Genomic DNA, 18561 nt, shown 5'->3' with positions numbered 1-18561 from the left:
GAACCGGCTTTGCCGGGCCGCTGGTGTCGCCCCCGGTAGGCGAGCCATGACACAACCCATCAAGATCGCGATCCTTGCCATGGGCGGCGAGGGCGGCGGCGTGCTGGCCGACTGGATCGTCGACATGGGCGAGGCCAACGGATACGTCGCGCAGACCACCTCGGTGCCCGGCGTGGCCCAGCGCACCGGCGCGACGATCTACTACGTCGAGCTCTACCCCGAGGCGCAGGCCCAGGCCGATGGCGGCCGGCCCGTGCTGGCGCTGATGCCGCTGCCGGGCGACGTGGACGTGGTGCTCGCCTCGGAGTTGATGGAAGCCGGCCGCGCCGTGCAGCGCGGGCTGGTGACCAGGGACCGCAGCACGCTGATCGCCTCCACCCACCGCGTGTACTCCATTGCCGAGAAGAGCGCGATGGGCGACGGGCGGGTCGACAGCGCCGAGCTGTTGTCGCACGCCGATCAGGCCGCCAAGCGCTTCATCCGCTTCGACATGGCGCAGGCCGCCGAGGCTGCGGGCAGCGTCATCAGCGCCGTGCTCTTCGGTGCGCTGGCCGGCTCCGGGGTTCTGCCTTTCAGCCGGGCACAGTTCGAAGCCACCATCGAGCGCGGCGGCGTGGGCGTGAAGCCCAGCCTGAGGGCCTTCGGCACAGGCTTCGCACGAGCTCAGGGCGCCGCAGAGGATGAGAAGCCGGTGCCGGCGTCCGCTGCCGTGCCGAAGCCCAGCCACCCCGCAGTGCGCGCCCTGGTGGAACGCGTGCAGCGCGACTTCGCACCGGCGCTGCATCCCGTGCTGTTCGAGGGCGTGCGGCGGCTGATCGACTACCAGGACCCGGACTACGCCGGCCTCTATCTCGACCGCCTGGCCGCAATTGCCGCGCTGCCGGCGGGCGAGGACCATCGCCTGCAGCGCGAGACCGCCCGCCACCTGGCGCTGTGGATGTCCTACGAGGACACGGCCCGCGTCGCGGCGCTCAAGACCCGCGCCTCGCGCTTCGAACGCGTTCGCGGCGAAGCCGGCGTGCAGGAAGGGCAGTTGCTCGCGATCAACGAGTACATGCATCCGCGCCTGCAGGAGATCTGCGAGACCCTGCCCGGCGGCCTCGGCCGGTGGCTGATGGGCTCCGGCTGGCCGCGCCGCCTGGTGGAGCGTATGACCCGCAAGGGCCGCGTGATCCGCACCAGCTCGCTGAGCGGCTTCCTGATGCTCTCCGCTGTCGCCGCCACGAAGCGCTGGCGCCGCAGCACCATCCGCTATGCCGAGGAGAGCCGCCGCATCGAGGAATGGCTGCAGCGCATCGCCGGCACCGCCGCGCAGCATCCCGAACTGGCGGTCGAGCTCGCGCAGTGCCAGCGTCTGGTCAAGGGCTACAGCGACACGCACGAGCGCGGCCTGCGCAACTACGACACGCTGATGGCCGCCTTCCAGCGCGCAGGCGCCCGCATGGCGCCGGCCACGTTGCGAGAGCTGCGCGATGCTGCGCTGGCCGATGAACAGGGCCAGCAATTGCATGCGGCGCTGTCGCGGCACGCGCTGGCTTGACCAGAGAACCAGAGAGACACGCATGACCCCCACACTTCAACTGCGCGTCGCCGAGGCCTGCGAGCTGAACCCGCTGATCCGCATGTTCGTGCTGTGCGCCGACGACAACCGTGCGCTGCCTGGCTACAGCGCCGGCGCCCATGTCCGGGTGCAGGTCGAGCTGCCAGATGGTGCGAAGGACTGGCGCCACTACTCGCTGATCAACTTCGCGACAGAGCGCAATGCAACGAACGCGCCCACCCGCTACGTGATCGCCGTGCGCAAGGAGGACGAAGGCCGCGGTGGCTCGCGCTTCATGCATGAGCGGCTGAAGCAGGGAGACCTGCTCACCGTCGAGCCGCCGAAGAACGACTTCCCGCTGCACACCGGGCCCGGCGGCACGGTGCTGGTCGCAGGCGGCATCGGCATCACCCCGCTCGCCAGCATGGCCGCACGCCGGCGCGCCGAAGGCGAGCCCGTCCGCCTGCACTATGCCGGCCGCAGCCGCGAGCTGATGGCCTTCCTGCCCGAGCTGCACGCGCTGCTGGGCGACGACCTGCGCGTGCACGCCGACGTCGACGCCGGAGGCCCGCTGGACATCGACGCGGTGCTCGACCAGGTGCCCGCCGGCGACCGGCTCTACGTCTGCGGCCCCAAGGTCATGCTCGATGCCGTGCTGGCCCGCACCCAGGCGCGCGGCTGGGCGCACGACCGCGTGCACTTCGAACTCTTCACAACGTCGGTCGCCGAGGCAGGCGACCAGCCCATCGAGGTGGAGCTCGCCCAATCCGGCCAGCGCTTTACGGTGCCCGCGGATCAGAGCATCCTCGACTGCCTGATCGAGCATGGCTGCGATCCGCTGTACGACTGCAAGCGCGGCGAATGCGGCGTGTGCGCGACGCCGGTGCTGGAAGGCGAGATCGACCATCGCGACTATGTGCTGAGCGCGCGCGAGAAAGCCGAGGGCAACGTCATGCAGATCTGCATCTCGCGCGCCAAGGGGCCGCGGCTGGTGCTGGACATCTAAGGCCTGAAGGAGAGCACGACGATGAATTCCTACCGAGACAAGCCCGACGCCGTTCGCGCCCTGGTGCAGAACGACAAGGTGCACCGCGACCTCTACATCAGCCAGGAGCTGTTCGAGCTCGAGCAGGAGCACTTCTTCGCCAACACCTGGAACTACGTCGGCCATGAGAGCCAGTTGCCCAAGCCTGGCGACTACATCAGCAACGAGATCGGCGGCCGCCCGCTCATCGTGGTGCGCCACACCGATGGCACAGTACGCGCGATGATGAACCGCTGCGCCCACAAGGGCTCGCGCCTGGTGAGCGCGCCCTGCGGCAACACCGGCAAGTTCTTCCGCTGTCCCTATCACGCCTGGACCTTCAAGACCGACGGCTCGTTGCTCGCGATTCCGCTGAAGAACGGCTACGAGGGCACGCAGCTGCACGAATGCGAGTCGGCCAAGGGACTGACCGCCGTCCGCAACGTGCGCAGCCACCGCGGCTTCATCTTCGTCAAGATCAACGACGCCGGTCCCGACTTCGAAGAGTACTTCGGCGACTCGCTGAGCTCCATCGACAACATGGCCGACCGCTCGCCCGAAGGCGAGCTGGAGATCGCCGGCGGCTGCCTGCGCTTCATGCACCAGTGCAATTGGAAGATGTTCGTCGAGAACCTCAACGACACGATGCATCCGATGGTGGCGCACGAGTCCTCGGCCGGCACCGCCAAGCGCATGTGGGCCGACAAGCCGGCCGACGAGCCCAAGCCCATGGCGATCGAGCAGTTCGTGCCCTTCATGTCGGACTACAAGTTCTTCGAGGACATGGGCATCCGGACCTACGACAACGGCCACAGCTTCACCGGCGTGCACTTCAGCATCCACAGCAAGTACAAGTCGATCCCCGAGTACGACGATGCGATGAAGTCGAGGTACGGCGAGGAGCGCACCGCGCAGATCCTCGGCATGGCACGCCACAACACGGTGTACTACCCCAATCTCACGATCAAGGGCGCGATCCAGGCGATCCGCGTGGTCAAGCCCATTGCCGCGGACAAGACGCTGATCGAGAGCTGGACCTTCCGCCTGAAGGGCGCGCCGCCCGAGCTGCTGCAGCGCACCGCCATGTACAACCGGCTGATCAACTCGCCCTTCTCGGTGGTCGGCCACGACGACCTGCAGGCCTACCGCGGCATGCAGGCCGGCCTGCACGCGAGCGGCAACGAATGGGTCAGCCTGCACCGCAACTACGACCCCGAGGAGCTCAAGGGCGGCGAGATCACCACCGGCGGCACCAACGAGCTGCCGATGCGCAATCAGTACCGCAGCTGGGCCCGCTACATGACGGAGACCATGTGATGAGCAGCACCGTCACGCGCCAGGACCTGATCGACTTCGTCGTGCACGAGTGCCGCCTGCTCGATGCCAGGCGGTACGAGGAGTGGAATGCGCTCTTTTCCGACGATGCGTACTACTGGGTGCCGGCGATACCGGACCAGGAGGACGGACTCAACCACTGTTCGCACCTCTATGAGGACAAGCTCCTGCGCGACCTGCGCATCGAGCGCCTGAAGAGCCCGCGCGCCTTCTCGCAGCTGCCGCCGAGCCGCTGCCATCACCTGCTGCAGACGCCCACGGTCGAGGTGTTCGACGACGTGGGAAATGCCTTCGTGGTGCGCACCGAGTTCCATTACACCGAATCGCAGGGCGACGAACTGCAGTTCTACGTCGGAACATTCTTCCACCACCTGATGCAGGTGGACGGCAAGCTGCGCATGACGCTCAAGCGCGTGAACCTGCTCAACTGCGACGCGGCGCTTCCGGCGGTGCAGCTCTTCATCTAGAGACGCGATGTACACGACGGTCCACCAATGCTTCGCAGCCACCGCGGTGCGCACGCCGGATGCGGAGTTCCTGTTCACCGAGTCGGTGACTGCCGAGGCCTACGGCATCGCGCCCGGCGCCATCCGCTGGGGCGAGGCCGCCGCCGAGGTCGAACGCCTGCGCCGGGCCTACTCGGCCGCCGGCTGGGGCCATGGGCATCGCGTCGGCTTGCTGCTGGAGAACCGGCCGGCGTTCCTGCTGCACTGGTTCGCGCTCAACGCGCTGGGCGCGAGCGTGGTGCCGATCAATGCCGACATGCGCTCTGCAGAGCTGGCCTACCTGATCGGCCACAGCGAGATCGGCCTGGCCGTGACCTTGCCCGAGCGCGCGGCCGACCTGCGTGCCGCGGCGGCACAGGCCGGCGTTGCGTTCCAGACCATGCAGCCGGACGACGTGGTCCCGCCGGCAGGCACTGCGCCGCCGCGGCCTCACGAAGCGATAGGCCTCGACACCGAATGCGCCTTGCTCTACACCTCCGGCACCACCGGCCGGCCCAAGGGCTGCATCCTGGGCAATGCCTACTTCCTGCGTGCGGGCGAGTGGTACGCCGCACTCGACGGCGTGTGTGCCGTCCGCCCCGATGCCGAGCGCGTGATCACGCCGCTGCCGCTCAACCACATGAACGCGATGGCGTTCTCGACCATGGTGGTGCTGGTGGCGGGCGGCTGCCTGGTGCAGCTGGACCGCTTCCATCCGAAGAGCTGGCTGGCGAGCGCGCGCGAGAGCCGTGCCACCATCGTCCACTACCTGGGCGTGATGCCGGCGATGCTGCTGGCCGCACCCGAATCGGCGGCCGACAAGGACCATGCGATCCGCTGGGGCTTCGGCGCCGGCGTGGACCGCAAGAACCACGCACCTTTCGAAGCCCGTTTCGGCTTCCCGCTGGTCGAGGCCTGGGCCATGACCGAGACCGGTGCCGGGGCCTGCATCATGGCCAACCGCGAGCCGCGCCAGGTGGGCACGAGCTGCTTCGGCCGCCAGCAGGACTACGTCGAGGTCCGGCTGCTGGACGATGAAGGCCGCGACGTGCCCGCCGATACGCCCGGCGAGCTGCTGGTGCGCTCCAGCGGCACCGACCCCCGGCGCTACTTCTTCTCCGGCTACCTGAAGGACGAGGACGCCACGCGCGAGGCCTGGGCCGGCGGTTGGTTCCATACCGGCGACCTGGTGCGGCGCGATGCGGAAGGCAACTTCTTCTTCGTCGACCGCAAGAAGAACGTGATCCGCCGCAGCGGCGAGAACATCTCGGCGGTGGAAGTCGAGAGCGTGCTGAACCAGCACCCGGCGGTGAAGACCTCGGCCGTGGCCGCGACGCCCGACGCGGTGCGTGGCGACGAGGTGCTGGCCTGCATCGTGTTGCGCGATGGCGTGAATGCCTCGGAGCGCGAGCGCATCGCCGGCAGCATCGTCGAACATGCGTTGGCGCAGCTCGCCTACTACAAGGCGCCGGGCTATGTCGCCTTCGTCGATGCGTTGCCGCTCACCGCCTCGCAGAAGATCCAGCGCGGGCAACTGCGTGAACTGGCCCAGGCGCTGCCCGGCCAGCCGCATTGCGTCGACACGCGGGCGATGAAGAAAAGGCAAGCATGAGCAAGCGCCTTTCCTACGAGGGGGTTGCCGTGGCGGTCCCCGTCACCGTGCCCTATGCACGCTATTCCGCGCGCAGCGCGCACTGGTTCATCGGCCAGGCGCTGGAGGCGCTGGTCAAGGCCAGCGGCGTTGCCAAGGAAGACATCGATGGCCTGAGCCTCAGCAGCTTCTCGCTGGCTCCCGACACGGCCGTCGGCGTGACGCAGCACCTGGGCCTGTCGCCGCGATGGCTGGACCACATGCCCACCGGCGGCGCCTCGGGCGTGATGTGCCTGCGCCGCGCCGCCCGTGCGGTGCAGGCAGGCGACGCCGACATCGTTGCCTGCGTGGGTGCCGACACCAACCACGTCGACTCCTTCCGCCAGACCCTGGGCAGCTTCAGCAACTTCGCGCGCGATGCGAGCTACCCCTACGGCTCGGGCGGGCCGAACTCCATCTTCGCGATGATCACCGCCAACTACATGCGTACCTACGGCGCGAAGCGCGAGGACTTCGGCCGCATCGCGGTGGACCAGCGTACCAACGCGCTGGGCAACCCGAACGCGATGTTCAAGAAGCCGCTGACGCTGGACGAATACATGGATGCGCGGCCCATCTCCGACCCGATCCACCTGTTCGATTGCGTGATGCCCTGCGCGGGTGCCGATGCCTTCCTCGTGATGAGCGAGGCGCGCGCCCGCGACCTCGGCCTGCCGCATGCCGTGATCCGCGGCGCCATCGAGCGCCACAACGCCTATGCCGAAGACCCGGTGATGGTGCAGGGCGGCTGGCGCAAGGATCGCGACGAGCTTTATGCACAGGCCGGCGTGAAGCCGGCCGAACTGGACTTCGTCCAGACCTACGACGACTACCCGGTGATCGTGATGATGCAGTTCGAGGACCTGGGCTTCTGCGAGAAGGGCGAGGGCCCGGAGTTCGTGCGCGCGAGCACGATGACCTTCGACGGCAGCTTTCCCAACAACACCAGCGGCGGACAGCTCTCGGCCGGGCAGGCCGGCGCGGCCGGCGGCTTCCTGGGCATGGTGGAGGCGATCCGCCAGCTCACCGATGCGGCCGGGCCCCGCGCAGTGCCCGATGCGAAGCTGGGCCTGGTCGCGGGCTTCGGCATGGTCACCTACGACCGCTGCCTGTGCACCGGCGCGGTCATCCTCGGAAGACCGTCATGACCATGCCCCTGATGCGCCCCAAGCGCAAGAACCCCATCCTGCGCACGCGGCAGATGAACCTGCCGCCGGGTTCCCGCGGCCGCGTCGCGCTGGGCATGACCGCTGCCGCTGCCGAAGGGCGCTTCGAGCTGCAGACCTGCAAGGACTGCGGCACGGTGCAGTACCCGCCGCGCGAGGCTTGCCACAAGTGCCTGTCGCCGCGCCTGCACTGGCGCGAGCAGACCGGCGAAGGCGAGCTCATCAGCACCACCACGCTGCATCACAGCAACGACCTGTTCTTCCGCGAGCGCCTGCCCTGGCGCCTGGGGCTGGTGCACCTCGACACCGGCCCGACGCTGATGGTCCATTTGCACGGCGAGGTCGGCGATGCGCCGGCGCGGGTGCGCGTGGGCGCGCGCCTGGACCGGGCGGGGCAGGCCGTCCTCATTGGATTTCCGAACGAAGGGAGTGCCCATATGGCCGACGACAAGATGCTGCGCGAGATGACCAGCGACCCGAAATTCCGCAAGGCCCTGGTCACCGACGGCAAGACCGAAGTGGGCCAGGCCATCGTGCGTGCCCTGGTGAAGGCCGGCGCCGACATCGTCTGGGTCGGCCATGCCGAGCCCTGGAAGAAGCTGGGCGGTCTGGAAGACATCACGGCCCTGCCGCAGGTGACGCTGGTGCCGCTGGACCTGACCAACGGCCGCTCGGTCAGCGAGCTGGCCGGCGAGATCGGCGGCAAGGTCGACATCGTGATCAACAACGCCGAGGTGCACCGCACCTTCGGCATCGGCGCGCGCCGTGGCACTGACGTGGCCAAGGCCGAGATGGACATCAACTACTTCGGCCTGCTGCGGCTCGCACAGGAGTTCGGGCCGGCGCTCAAGGGCCGCTCGGCCGATGGCGTGACCAGCGCCACGGCCTGGGTCAACCTGCTGTCGATCTATGCGCTCGCGAACTTCCCCCCGCACGGCACCTTCAGCGCCTCGAAGGCGGCGGCATATTCACTGGCGCAATGCCTGCGCGCCGAGATGCGGCCGGCCGGCATCCGCGTGGTCAACGTGTTCCCGGGGCCGATCGACGACGAATGGAACCAGCACATGCCGCCGCCGAAGGTGACGCCGAGCGCGCTCGCCAATGCGATCGTCAAGGCGCTGCGCGAAGGGCTCGAGGACGTGTACCCGGGCGACGTGGCGCAGGAATGGCTGGAGCGCTGGCGCGACAACCCCAAGGTGCTGGAGCGCGAGCTCGCAGCAGGAGGATGAAGTGAAGCTCTCCCCCATGCTTGCCCACTGCGTGTGGCCGCCAACCCCCTCACCGGGGGCAACACCAGCGGCCCGGCAAAGCCGATTCCGCGGTGGTTCCTGGAAAAGAGATCGGAGCACAACATGACGATGACAGATGATCTGATGTCCACCGCCGAGATCCTCGGCGGCCTGGTCGGCGCCCTGACCACGGGGCGCATCCGCGTGGTCGACCTCACGCAGACGCTGACGCCCGAGTTCCCGCAGATCGCGCTGCCGCCCGAGATGGGCCAGTGCTGGCCCTTCCGCATCGAGGAGGTGTCGAAGTACGACGAGCGCGGGCCCGGCTGGTACTGGAACAACTTTTCGTGCGGCGAGCACACGGGCACGCACTTCGACGCGCCCATCCACTGGATCTCGGGCCGCGACCTGCCGAACAACTCGGTCGACACCATTCCCGTGCAGCACTTCGTGGCGCCGGCCTGGGTGATCGATTGCTCGGAGCAGGTGAAGGCCGACCCCGACTACCTGATGACGGTGGAAGACATCGAGCGCTTCGAGGCGAAGCACGGCCGCATCCCGAAAGGCGCCTGGGTGCTCATGCGAACCGACTGGTCGAAGCGGCAGGACCCCGAGGCCTACCAGAACTTCGACGAGACCGGCCAGCACACGCCGGGCCCGAGCACGGAGGCGGTGCGCTTCATGGTCGAGCAGCGCGACGTGCTGGGCTTCGGCTCCGAGGCCATCGGCACGGATGCGGGCCAGGGCTACCACCTGCGGCCGCCCTATCCCTGCCACTACTTCATGCACGGCGCGGGCCGCTATGGCCTGCAGTGCCTGAGCAACCTCGACCTGCTGCCGCCGACCGGTGCGGTGCTGATCTGCCCGCCCCTCAAGATCGAGAAGGGCAGCGGCAGCCCGCTGCGCGTGCTGGCGCTGGTGGGAGATGCTGCTTGAGCCGTAAAAGGAGACCACGATGAACCTCACGCATCCCGTCGCCGCCGTGACCGGCGGCAGCGCCGGCATCGGCAAGGCGATCTGCGCGGACCTGCTCGCGCAAGGCTACGAGGTGGTGTCGCTGGCGCGGCGCCGCTGCGAGATCAACCATCCCAAGCTCGTCAGCATCGAGGTCGACCTGATGGACCGTGCCGCCACCGCGCAGGCCGCGCAGGAGATGGCACGGCGCTTCGAAGTCAGGACTGTCGTGCACAACGCAGGCGTGATCCGGCCGGCGCTCTTGCCCGAGGTCCAGCTCGAGGATCTCGACGCGCTGGTCGAGCTGCATCTCGGCTGTGCGATCCAGCTGGTGCAGGCCGCGCTGCCTGCGATGCGTGCCGAGCGCTTCGGCCGCATCGTGCTCATGTCCTCGCGTGCCGCCGTGGGCCTGGCCACGCGAACGAGCTACTCGGCCACCAAGGCCGGCATGCTGGGCATGGCACGCACGTGGGCGCTCGAGCTGGCGGCCGAGGGCATCACCGTGAACGTGGTGGCGCCGGGGCCGATCCGCACGGACATGTTCTACGACGTGGTGGAAGCAGGCAGCGAGAAGGAGCGCCAGCTCGCCGCCTCGGTGCCGGTGCAGCGCCTCGGCGAGGCGGCCGATGTGGCACGGGCCGTGCGTTTCTTCGTCGACCCGGCCAACGGCTTCGTCACCGGCCAGGTGCTCTATGTGTGCGGCGGCACCAGCGTGGGCAGCCTGGCCCTGTAGCGGTGCGTTGGGCGCTCGTTTACCCGAAACCCTCGTTGTCTCCCTTGTCATTGCGCCGTCGCCTCGCTAGCATTGTTTAGGTCTAAACATTTCACAAATCATCTTCAGGCCCACTTCAACTTCCGGAGGATCGTCATGAGAGTTCCAAACCCCATCCGCACCCTGGCGGGCATCGTCCTCGGCATCGGCGCGCTGAGCGCCGCGAGTGCATGGGCCGCCGACTACAAGGTCGGATTCATCACCTCGCTGTCGGGGCCGGTGTCCTCGCTGGGCATTCCCTACGACAAGGGCATGAAGGCCGCGCTGGCCTACAAGTCCGAGTTGAACGGCCGCAAGATCCAGCTGGTGCAGCTCGACGACGCCTCCGATCCGTCGACCGCCGCGCGCAACGCGCGCAAGATGATCGACGAGGACAAGGTCGACGTCATCATCGGAACGGCCGGCTCCCCCGGCGCGCTGGCCATCGCCGCGGTGGCGCGCGAGACCAAGACGCCGCTGATTTCGATCGCCAACGCCAACCTGCCGGGCGAGGAGGGCGCGTGGATGGTCACGCTGCCGCAGCCCGCGCCGCTGATGCTGAACGCGGTGGTCGAGCAGATGAAGAAGTCCGGCGTGAAGACCGTGGGCTACATCGGCTTTTCCGACGCCTGGGGCGACCTGGTCTACGACGCGCTCACCAAAAGCGCGCCGGCGGCCGGCATCAAGGTGGTGAGCAACGAGCGCTATGCGCGCGCCGATGCCTCGGTCACCGGCCAGGTGCTGAAGATCGTCGCGCTGCGTCCCGACGCGGTGATCACCGGCACCTCAGGCACTCCTGGCGCGCTGCCCTACCTCGCGCTCTCGGAGCGCGGCTACAAGGGCCAGATCTACGGCATGCATGCGCTGATCAACCCTGATTTCGTGCGCGTGGGCGGCACTGCGGTCGAAGGCCTGCTGGCTCCCACCGGCCCTGTGATCGTGGCCGAGCAGCTGCCCGACTCCAACCCGATCCGCAAAGCCTCGATGGACTTCCGCGCGGCCTACCAGAAGGCCAACGGCGCGGCACCCACCGATGCCTTCTCCGCGTACACCTTCGACGCATGGCTGCTGTTCCTCGATGCCGCACAGCGCGCCAAGGGCGAGCCCGGCACGCCGGCATACCGCGTGGCACTGCGCGACGCGATCGTCAGCACCAAGGAGCTGGTGGGCACGCACAGCGTCTACAACTTCAAGCCGGACAACCGCTATGGCTCGGACGAGCGCTCGCGCGTGGTTGTGAAGCTCGAAAAAGGTCAATGGAAACTGGTGCCCTGAACATGAAGAACATCGCACGTCTCATCGGCCTCACGGCCATTGCCCTGGCGGCCGCGCAGGCCACGGCGGCCGATCTGAAGATCGGCTTCATCAGCTCGCTGTCGGGGCCCGTCTCGGCGCTGGGCATTCCCTATGAGAAGGGCATCCGCGCCGCGATTGCCGAGCATCCGACGCTGGCCGGCCACAAGGTCGAGCTGATCGTGCTCGACGATGCCTCCGACCCCACCACCGCCGGGCGCAACGCGCGCAAGCTCGTGACCGAGGACAAGGTGGACGTGCTGATCGGCAGCTCGGGCGTTCCGAACGCGATGGCCATCGCGGCCGTGGCGCGCGAGCTCAACACGCCGCTGATCTCGCCCACGCCGGTCACCATTCCGGGCCCCGAGGGCGCTTGGACGGTGACGGTCTCGCAGCCCTTCCCGCTGATGGTGGCGGGCGTGGTCGAGCAAATGAAGAAGTCGGGCGTGAAGACGGTGGCCTTCATCGGCTTCTCCGATGCCCTGGGCGATCTGGCCTACGACTCGCTGGTGAAGAGCGCCGACGCCGCGGGCATCAAGGTGGTGGCCAACGAGCGTTATGCACGCACCGACTCCGCGGTCACTGGCCAGGTGCTGAAGATCGTCGCGAGCCGGCCCGACGCCGTCTTTGCAGGCAACTCCGGCACGCCCGGTGCGCTCCCCTACCTGGGCCTCGCGGAGCGCGGCTACAAGGGCCGGCTCTACGGCACGCACGGGCTGATCAATGCCGACTTCGTGCGCGTGGGCGGCGCGTCGATCGAGGGCCTGCAGGTGCCCAGCGGCCCCGTGCTGGTGGCCGACCAGCTGCCTGCAGGCAACCCGATCAAGAAGGTGTCGATGAACTTCCGCAGCGCCTACCAGAAGGTGCACGGCGCGGTGCCGACGGACGCCTTCTCCTCCTACACCTATGACGCCTACCTGCTGCTGGCCGATGCCGCCGCGCGCGCCAAGGGCGAGCCCGGCACGCCGGCCTACCGCACGGCGCTGCGCGATGCCATCGTGAGCACCAAGGAGCTGGTGGGCACGCACGGCGTCTATAACTTCAAGCCCGACAACCGCTATGGCTCCGACCAGCGCGCCGTGGTGGTGGTGCGCATGGAAAAGGGCCAGTGGAAGCTGGTGCCCTGACGCCCTGACGCCCTGACGCGACGCAAGGCGCCCCTGCCATGAACAGCTACCGCGACCGACCCGACGCCATCCGTGCCCTGGTCCAGGAGGACCGCGTGCACCGCGATCTGTACCTGAGCGAGGAGCTGTTCGCGCTGGAGCAGGAGCGCTTCTTCGCCAACACCTGGCTCTACGTGGGGCACGCGAGCCAGGTGCCGAACACGGGCGACTACTGGGCGCTGGAGCTCGCCGGCCGCCCAGTGATGATGGTGCGTCAGGCCGACGGGGCGGTGCGCGTGTTCTACAACCGCTGCGCCCACAAGGGCAGCCGGCTGGTGACGGACGAGAGCGGCAATGCCGGCAAGTTCTTCCGCTGCCCTTATCACGCCTGGACCTACAAGCTCGACGGCGCGCCGCTGGCGATCCCGCTGAAGTCCGGCTACGAGGGCACCCGCTTGAAGGAATGCGAATCGGGCCGCGGCCTGGTCGAGCTGAAGAACACGGCGGTCTACCGCGACTTCGTGTTCGTGCGGCTCGCCGACCGGGGCCCGGGCTTCGAGGAGTACTTCGGCGAGGTGCTGCGCGCCATCGACAACATGGTCGAGCGCTCGCCCGAGGGCCGGCTCACGGTGGGCGGCGGCGTGCTGCGCAACATCATCCATTGCAACTGGAAGATGTACCTCGAGAACATCAACGACACGGTGCATCCGATGTCCACGCACGAGTCGGCCACGCAGGCGGCGGATGCGCTGTGGCAGGGCCGCTCGCCGGATGAGCCCAAGCCGATGGCGATGGAGCAGATCCTGCCCTTCGGCTCGGGCTACGATTTCTTCGACAAGATGGGCGGGCGCGTGTTCGCGAACGGCCACAGCGTGCTGGGCATCAACTTCAGCATCCACTCGAACTACGCGCAGCTGCCCGATTACGAGGCCGCGATGCGCGAGGCGCACGGCGCCGAGCGGGCGATGGAGATCCTGCAGCGCTCGCCGCAGAACTCGGTGCTCTTCCCCAGCCTCTCCGTCAAGGGTTCGCCTCAAGCTATCCGGGTGATACGTCCGCTGGCCGCGAACCGCACGCTGGTCGAGGCCTGGAGCTTCCGCGCAGCCGGCGCACCCGATCTGCTCTTCGAGCGTGCGATGACCTACAACCGCCTGGTCTTCTCGCCCATGTCGGTGGTGGCGCACGACGACGTGCACCTGTTCGAGAGCATGCAGCGCGGCCTGGCGGCCGAGGGCAACGACTGGATCAGCCTGCATCGCAATTTCGATCCGGCCGAGCTCGCGCAGGACACGATCAGCACCAACGGCACCAACGAGCTGCTGATGCGCAACCAATTCCGCGCCTGGGCCAGATTCATGACGGAGCCTTCGGCATGACGCAAGCGCAGGACTTCGTCGCGCACGAGGCGGGCTTGCTCGATGCCGGCCGCTTCGACGACTGGCTGGCGCTCTTCGCCGAGGACGGCCATTACTGGGTGCCGTTGCAGGGTGCCGCGCAGGCCGATCCGCTCTCGCACAACTCCATCGCGTATGAAGACCGGCTGCTGCTTCAGCTGCGCATCGAGCGCCTGAAGAACCCGCGCGCCCACTCGCAGCATCCCCGAAGCCATTGCCAGCATGTGCTGCAGCGCCCGGTCATCGAGCAGGACGACGAGGCCGGCCTCGCGCTCGCAACGCCCTTCATCTATGTGGAAGCGCGCGGCGAAGAGCAATGGATGCTCGCCGGCACCTGCCGCCACCTGCTGGTGCGGCACGGCGAGAGTTTCCTGATCCGCCAGAAGCGCATCGACCTGCTCAACGCTGCCCGCGCGTTGCCCGCCATCCAGTTGTTCATCTGACCCATCCCACCTACCCCTCGAGGAGCCACGACATGACGAAGAGCTTGATGAAGACCCTGGCGCGCAACGCGCTGGCCACGGCCCTGGCCGCCGGATCCGCGATCGCCGCCTTCGCTGCCGATCTCAAGGTGGGGCTGAGCGTCTCGCTGTCCGGTCCGAACTCCTCGCTGGGCGTTCCGTACGCCAAGGGCATGCAGGCCGCGCTGGCCTACAAGGGCGAGGTCAACGGCCGCAAGATCCAGCTGATCGTGCTCGACGACGGTTCCGACCCGACCGCCGCCGGCCGCAATGCGCGCAAGCTGGTGGACGAGGAGAAGGTCGATGTGCTGATGGGCACCTCCGGCGTGCCGGCCGCGATCGCGATGGCGCAGGTGGGCCGCGACGCCAAGGTGCCGATGATCGGCCTCACGCCGATCCAGCTCGACCCGGCGGAGAACGGCTGGGTCTTCACCGTCGCGCAGCCCACGCAGCTGATGATCGATGCGGTGGTCGAGCGCATGAAGAAGGACGGCGTCAAGACCGTGGGCTACATCGGCTTCTCCGACGCCTGGGGGGACCTGGTCTACAACGCGCTGATGAAGTCGGCCCCGGCGGCCGGCATCAAGGTGCTGGGCAACGAGCGCTATGCGCGGGCCGACGCGTCCGTCACCGGCCAGGTGCTCAAGCTGCTGGCGATGAAGCCGGATGCGGTGATGACCGGCGGCGCCGGCACGCCGGGTGCGCTGCCCTTCCTGGCGCTGAGCGAGCGCGGCTTCAAGGGGCCGATGTATGGCCAGCACGGCCTGATCAACCCCGACTTCGTGCGCGTGGTGGGCGCGGCCGGGCAGGGCGCGCTGATGCCCACCGGGCCGGTGATCGTGGCCGAGCAGCTGCCGAACGACTATCCGACCAAGAAGATCGCGATGGACTTCCGCGCCGCCTTCCAGAAAGTCAACAACGCACCCACCAGCGACGCCTTCTCGGCCTACTCCTTCGACGGCTGGCTGGTGTTCACCAACGCGGCGGCGCGCGCCAAGGGCGAGCCGGGCACGCCGGAGTTCAGGCTGTCACTGCGCGACGCGATCGCCAGTACCAAGGAGGTGGTGGGCACGCACGGCGTCTACAACTTCAAGCCGGGCGATCTCTACGGCGTGGACCAGCGCGCACGCGTGATCGTCAAGCTCGAGAACGGCCAGTGGAAGCTCGCCAACTGATGCCGGTGAGCTGCAGAGAAAGCAAGCGGAGGACACCTCAATGACACCCGACGTGGCACTGATCCTGGGCATCGACGGCCTGGCGAACGGCGCCGTTTACCTTCTGGCCGGGCTGGGGCTGGTGCTGATCTTCTCGGTCACGCGCGTGGTCTTCGTGCCCTTCGGGGATGTCGCGGCCTTTGCCGCGCTGTCGCTGGCCGCCTTCGAAACCGGGCGCGTGCCGCCCACCATCGGCCTGGTGATGGTGCTGACCGCACTCGCGCTGGCGACCGAGATCGGCAGCCTGGTGCGGCGCGGCGAAAGCGCGCGCATTCCCAAGGCGCTGCTGGGCTGGGGCCTGTTGCCGCTCGTTCCGTGCCTCCTGGCATGGCTGGCGAGCCGGCCCGGCGTGCCGGCGCCGCTGCACATCGCCTCGGCGGTGCTGTTGGTGGTGCCGATCGCACCGTTGCTCTCGCGCGTTGTGTTCCAGCCGATCGCCGACGCCTCGGTGCTGGTGCTGCTGATCGTCTCGCTGGCGCTGCACTTCCTGCTGTCGGGCCTGGGCCTGCTGTTCTTCGGCCCCGAGGGATCGCGCACCCAGCCGCTGGCGGGCGGGGCGATCACGCTCGGCGACGGCTTCACGGTGAGCGGCCAGGTGATCCTGATGGTGGCCGCGGCGATCGTGCTCAGCGGGCTCTTCTTCCTCGTGTTCGAGCGCACGATCGCCGGCAAGGCGCTGCGCGCCACCGCGGTCAACCGCGTGGGGGCACGGCTGGTCGGCATCCGGCCGGCGCGCACGGCGCTGCTGGCCTATGGCTGCGCCTCGCTGCTGGCCGGCCTGATCGGCGTGCTGATCGCGCCGGTCACCACCATGTACTACGACTCGGGCTTCATCATCGGGCTCAAGGCCTTCGTGGCGGCGATCATCGGCGGGCTCGTGAGCTACCCGATCACCGCCATCGGCGCGCTGGCGGTGGGCGTGGTCGAGAGCTTCGCCTCCTTCTGGAGCGGCGCGCTGAAGGATGTGATCGTCTTCAGCCTGCTGATCCCGGTGCTGATGCTGCGCTCCTTCATGAGCGTGCATGCGGAAGAGGAAGAAGAGGAGGTGGACCAATGAGCGCAGCGCAAACAACCGAAGACGCCGTCCCCGTGAGCGGAACGCCGGCAGGTGCATCGACGAGGCGCGTTCCCAGGCGCCTGCTGTGGATCGGCCTTGCCGTCGTGGTGCTGGCGCTGGTGCCGCTGCTCGCCGGCAACTTCACGGTCTCGCTGCTCAACGACATCGGCATCGGCGCGCTGGTGGCGCTCGGGCTGGTGCTGCTGACCGGCATCGGCGGGGCGACTTCCTTCGGGCAGGCTGCCTTCGTCGGCATCGCCGCGTATGCGACGGCCTGGCTGAGCACAGCGCAGGGGCTGTCGCCCTGGCTGGGGCTGGTGTTCGCGCTGGGCCTGACCGGGCTCTCGGCGCTGGCGATCGGCATGCTCACGCTGCGGCTGGGCGGGCACTTCCTGCCGCTGTCCACCATCGCGTGGGGCCTTTCGATCGCGATGCTGTTCGGCAATGTCGATGCGCTGGGGCGCCACACGGGCCTGTCGAACATTCCGGCACTCAGCATCGGCACCTGGTCGCTGGCCGATCCGCGCGCCATCTACTACCTGATCTGGGCGTTGGTCGGACTGGCCATGCTGTTCAGCCACAACCTGCTGCAGTCGCGGCCGGGCCGCGCGATCCGCAGCCTGCGCGGCGGCGCCATCCTGCTGGCCAGCGTGGGGGCCGATGCGTACCGCGTGCGGCTCACGCTGTTCGTGACAGCGGCGCTGTTCGCCGGCCTTGCGGGCTGGCTCTATGCGCACATGAACCGCTTCGTGAGCCCCTCGCCCTTCGACGTGCGCGCCAGCATCGAGTACCTGCTGATGGCGGTGGCCGGTGGGCTCGGGCACCTGGCCGGCGCGCTGGTCGGCTCGGCGCTGGTGCTGATCCTGAAGAACGGGCTGCAGGACGTGCTGCCGCTGCTGACTCAGCGCGCCGGGCAACTGGAGGCAGTGGCCTTCGCGACGCTCTTCATCCTGCTGCTGCACTTCGCGCGCGGCGGATTGATGGGCTTCGTGCGGCGCTGGACCCACAAGCGTGCACGTGCGCAAGCGCCGCGGGAGCCGCTGCCGGCGGTCGCGCCGTTGCCGCATCGCACGCTGCCCGAGCGCGGCTCGCAGATCCTCTCGGTCACGGGGGCGGTCAAGCGCTTCGGCGGGCTGGTGGCGGTCAACGACGTGAGCTTCGAGGTGAATGCCGGCGAGATCATGGGCCTGATCGGGCCGAATGGCGCGGGCAAGTCGACCATGTTCAACCTGCTGACCTGCACCGCGCCGATGACGGCCGGGCAGGTGCGCTTCCTGGGCCGGGACATCGCGGGCATGCCGCAACGCAAGGTCGCTCGGCTGGGGCTGGCGCGCACCTTCCAGCACGTGAAGCTGCGCCCGCACATGACGTTGCTGGACAACGTCGCGCTGGGTGCGCATGCGCGCACGAGCGCGGGCGTGCTCAAGGCCGGCCTGCGGCTGGATCGCGCCGAGGAGCGCCAGATCCTGCAGGAGGCACAGCGCCAGCTCGACCGCATCGGCCTGGGCGAGCGCGCGCATGAGCTCGCGGGCAGCCTGCCGCTGGGCACGCAGCGCATCCTGGAGATCGCCCGCGCGCTCGCGGCCGACCCGGTGCTGCTGGTGCTGGACGAGCCTGCGGCCGGGCTTCGTCGCAAGGAGAAGATGGCGCTGGGCGACCTGCTGCGCAAGCTGCGCGAGGAGGGGGTGACGATCCTGATCGTCGAGCACGACATGGACTTCGTGATGAAGCTGGTGGATCGGCTGGTGGTGATGAACTTCGGGTCGAAGCTGGTGGAGGGGGTGCCTTCGGCGGTGCGGGCGGATCAGAGGGTGCAGGCGGCTTATCTGGGGAGCGTGGTATGAGGTCGTTTGATTTCGTACGGTGCGCTTGGGTTGAGGCAGGAGCCGGGATTTCGCCCCGGCGGGCGAGTCACTTTCTTT

Annotated in this window: 16 protein-coding genes; all 16 read left to right on the top strand. The window is 68.3% G+C overall.

Translation table 11 applies throughout. From position 1 onward, the window contains the following. Positions 1–46 precede the first annotated feature (46 nt). The 16 genes from APY03_RS00095 (at position 47) to APY03_RS00020 (ending at position 18483) form a co-directional block, all read left to right on the top strand. The gene (locus APY03_RS00095; RefSeq protein ID WP_068672710.1) at positions 47–1540 is read left to right on the top strand and encodes an indolepyruvate oxidoreductase subunit beta family protein; all 1494 of its coding nucleotides are present in this window, start codon (positions 47–49) and stop codon (positions 1538–1540) included. Between the two features lie 22 nt (positions 1541–1562). Next, on the top strand, positions 1563–2546 hold the full coding sequence (locus tag APY03_RS00090; protein ID WP_068672708.1) for a PDR/VanB family oxidoreductase: 984 nt from the start codon (positions 1563–1565) through the stop codon (positions 2544–2546). 21 nt (positions 2547–2567) lie between these two features. Further along, positions 2568–3881 carry an aromatic ring-hydroxylating dioxygenase subunit alpha gene (locus APY03_RS00085; RefSeq protein ID WP_068672705.1) on the top strand — a complete coding sequence of 438 codons (1314 nt, stop codon included), beginning with the start codon at positions 2568–2570 and terminating at the stop codon, positions 3879–3881. Next, the gene (locus APY03_RS00080) at positions 3881–4366 is read left to right on the top strand and encodes an aromatic-ring-hydroxylating dioxygenase subunit beta (protein WP_068672703.1); all 486 of its coding nucleotides are present in this window, start codon (positions 3881–3883) and stop codon (positions 4364–4366) included. The genes APY03_RS00085 and APY03_RS00080 overlap by 1 nt, the downstream gene beginning before the upstream one ends. A gap of 7 nt (positions 4367–4373) precedes the next feature. Next, positions 4374–5996, top strand: coding sequence for an AMP-binding protein (locus tag APY03_RS00075; RefSeq protein WP_068672701.1), 1623 nt, complete (start codon positions 4374–4376; stop codon positions 5994–5996). After that, complete coding sequence (locus APY03_RS00070) at positions 5993–7162, top strand: thiolase family protein (RefSeq protein ID WP_068672699.1); 1170 nt, start codon at positions 5993–5995, stop codon at positions 7160–7162. The genes APY03_RS00075 and APY03_RS00070 overlap by 4 nt, the downstream gene beginning before the upstream one ends. Then, complete coding sequence (locus APY03_RS00065) at positions 7159–8409, top strand: SDR family NAD(P)-dependent oxidoreductase (protein WP_068672698.1); 1251 nt, start codon at positions 7159–7161, stop codon at positions 8407–8409. Before APY03_RS00070 ends, APY03_RS00065 begins: the two co-directional genes overlap by 4 nt. A 123-nt stretch (positions 8410–8532) precedes the next feature. Then, entirely contained in the window at positions 8533–9345 is an 813-nt protein-coding gene (locus tag APY03_RS00060; RefSeq protein WP_068672713.1) for a cyclase family protein, read from the top strand. Positions 9346–9364: 19 nt separating this feature from the next. Continuing rightward, complete coding sequence (locus APY03_RS00055; RefSeq protein WP_068672697.1) at positions 9365–10096, top strand: SDR family NAD(P)-dependent oxidoreductase; 732 nt, start codon at positions 9365–9367, stop codon at positions 10094–10096. Between the two features lie 135 nt (positions 10097–10231). After that, positions 10232–11389, top strand: a complete 1158-nt coding sequence (locus APY03_RS00050) for an ABC transporter substrate-binding protein (protein WP_068672696.1) — start codon at positions 10232–10234, stop codon at positions 11387–11389. 2 nt (positions 11390–11391) lie between these two features. Then, positions 11392–12534 carry an ABC transporter substrate-binding protein gene (locus APY03_RS00045; protein ID WP_068672695.1) on the top strand — a complete coding sequence of 381 codons (1143 nt, stop codon included), beginning with the start codon at positions 11392–11394 and terminating at the stop codon, positions 12532–12534. A 38-nt stretch (positions 12535–12572) separates the two neighbouring features. Then, positions 12573–13889 carry an aromatic ring-hydroxylating dioxygenase subunit alpha gene (locus APY03_RS00040; protein WP_068672694.1) on the top strand — a complete coding sequence of 439 codons (1317 nt, stop codon included), beginning with the start codon at positions 12573–12575 and terminating at the stop codon, positions 13887–13889. Beyond that, positions 13886–14350: an aromatic-ring-hydroxylating dioxygenase subunit beta gene (locus APY03_RS00035; RefSeq protein WP_068672692.1), complete on the top strand. Its 465-nt coding sequence runs from the start codon at positions 13886–13888 to the stop codon at positions 14348–14350. Before APY03_RS00040 ends, APY03_RS00035 begins: the two co-directional genes overlap by 4 nt. Before the next feature lie 32 nt (positions 14351–14382). Beyond that, positions 14383–15543: an ABC transporter substrate-binding protein gene (locus APY03_RS00030; RefSeq protein ID WP_083944067.1), complete on the top strand. Its 1161-nt coding sequence runs from the start codon at positions 14383–14385 to the stop codon at positions 15541–15543. A gap of 40 nt (positions 15544–15583) precedes the next feature. After that, complete coding sequence (locus tag APY03_RS00025; RefSeq protein WP_068672691.1) at positions 15584–16639, top strand: branched-chain amino acid ABC transporter permease; 1056 nt, start codon at positions 15584–15586, stop codon at positions 16637–16639. Then, positions 16636–18483 carry a branched-chain amino acid ABC transporter ATP-binding protein/permease gene (locus APY03_RS00020; RefSeq protein ID WP_083944066.1) on the top strand — a complete coding sequence of 616 codons (1848 nt, stop codon included), beginning with the start codon at positions 16636–16638 and terminating at the stop codon, positions 18481–18483. Before APY03_RS00025 ends, APY03_RS00020 begins: the two co-directional genes overlap by 4 nt. Positions 18484–18561 lie beyond the last annotated feature (78 nt).

Origin of the sequence: Variovorax sp. WDL1 (assembly GCF_001541225.1) — a bacterium.
Taxonomy (GTDB): domain Bacteria; phylum Pseudomonadota; class Gammaproteobacteria; order Burkholderiales; family Burkholderiaceae_C; genus Variovorax.
Note: the sequence above shows the minus strand (reverse complement) of the source record. Positions and strands in the feature narration are given on the sequence as shown.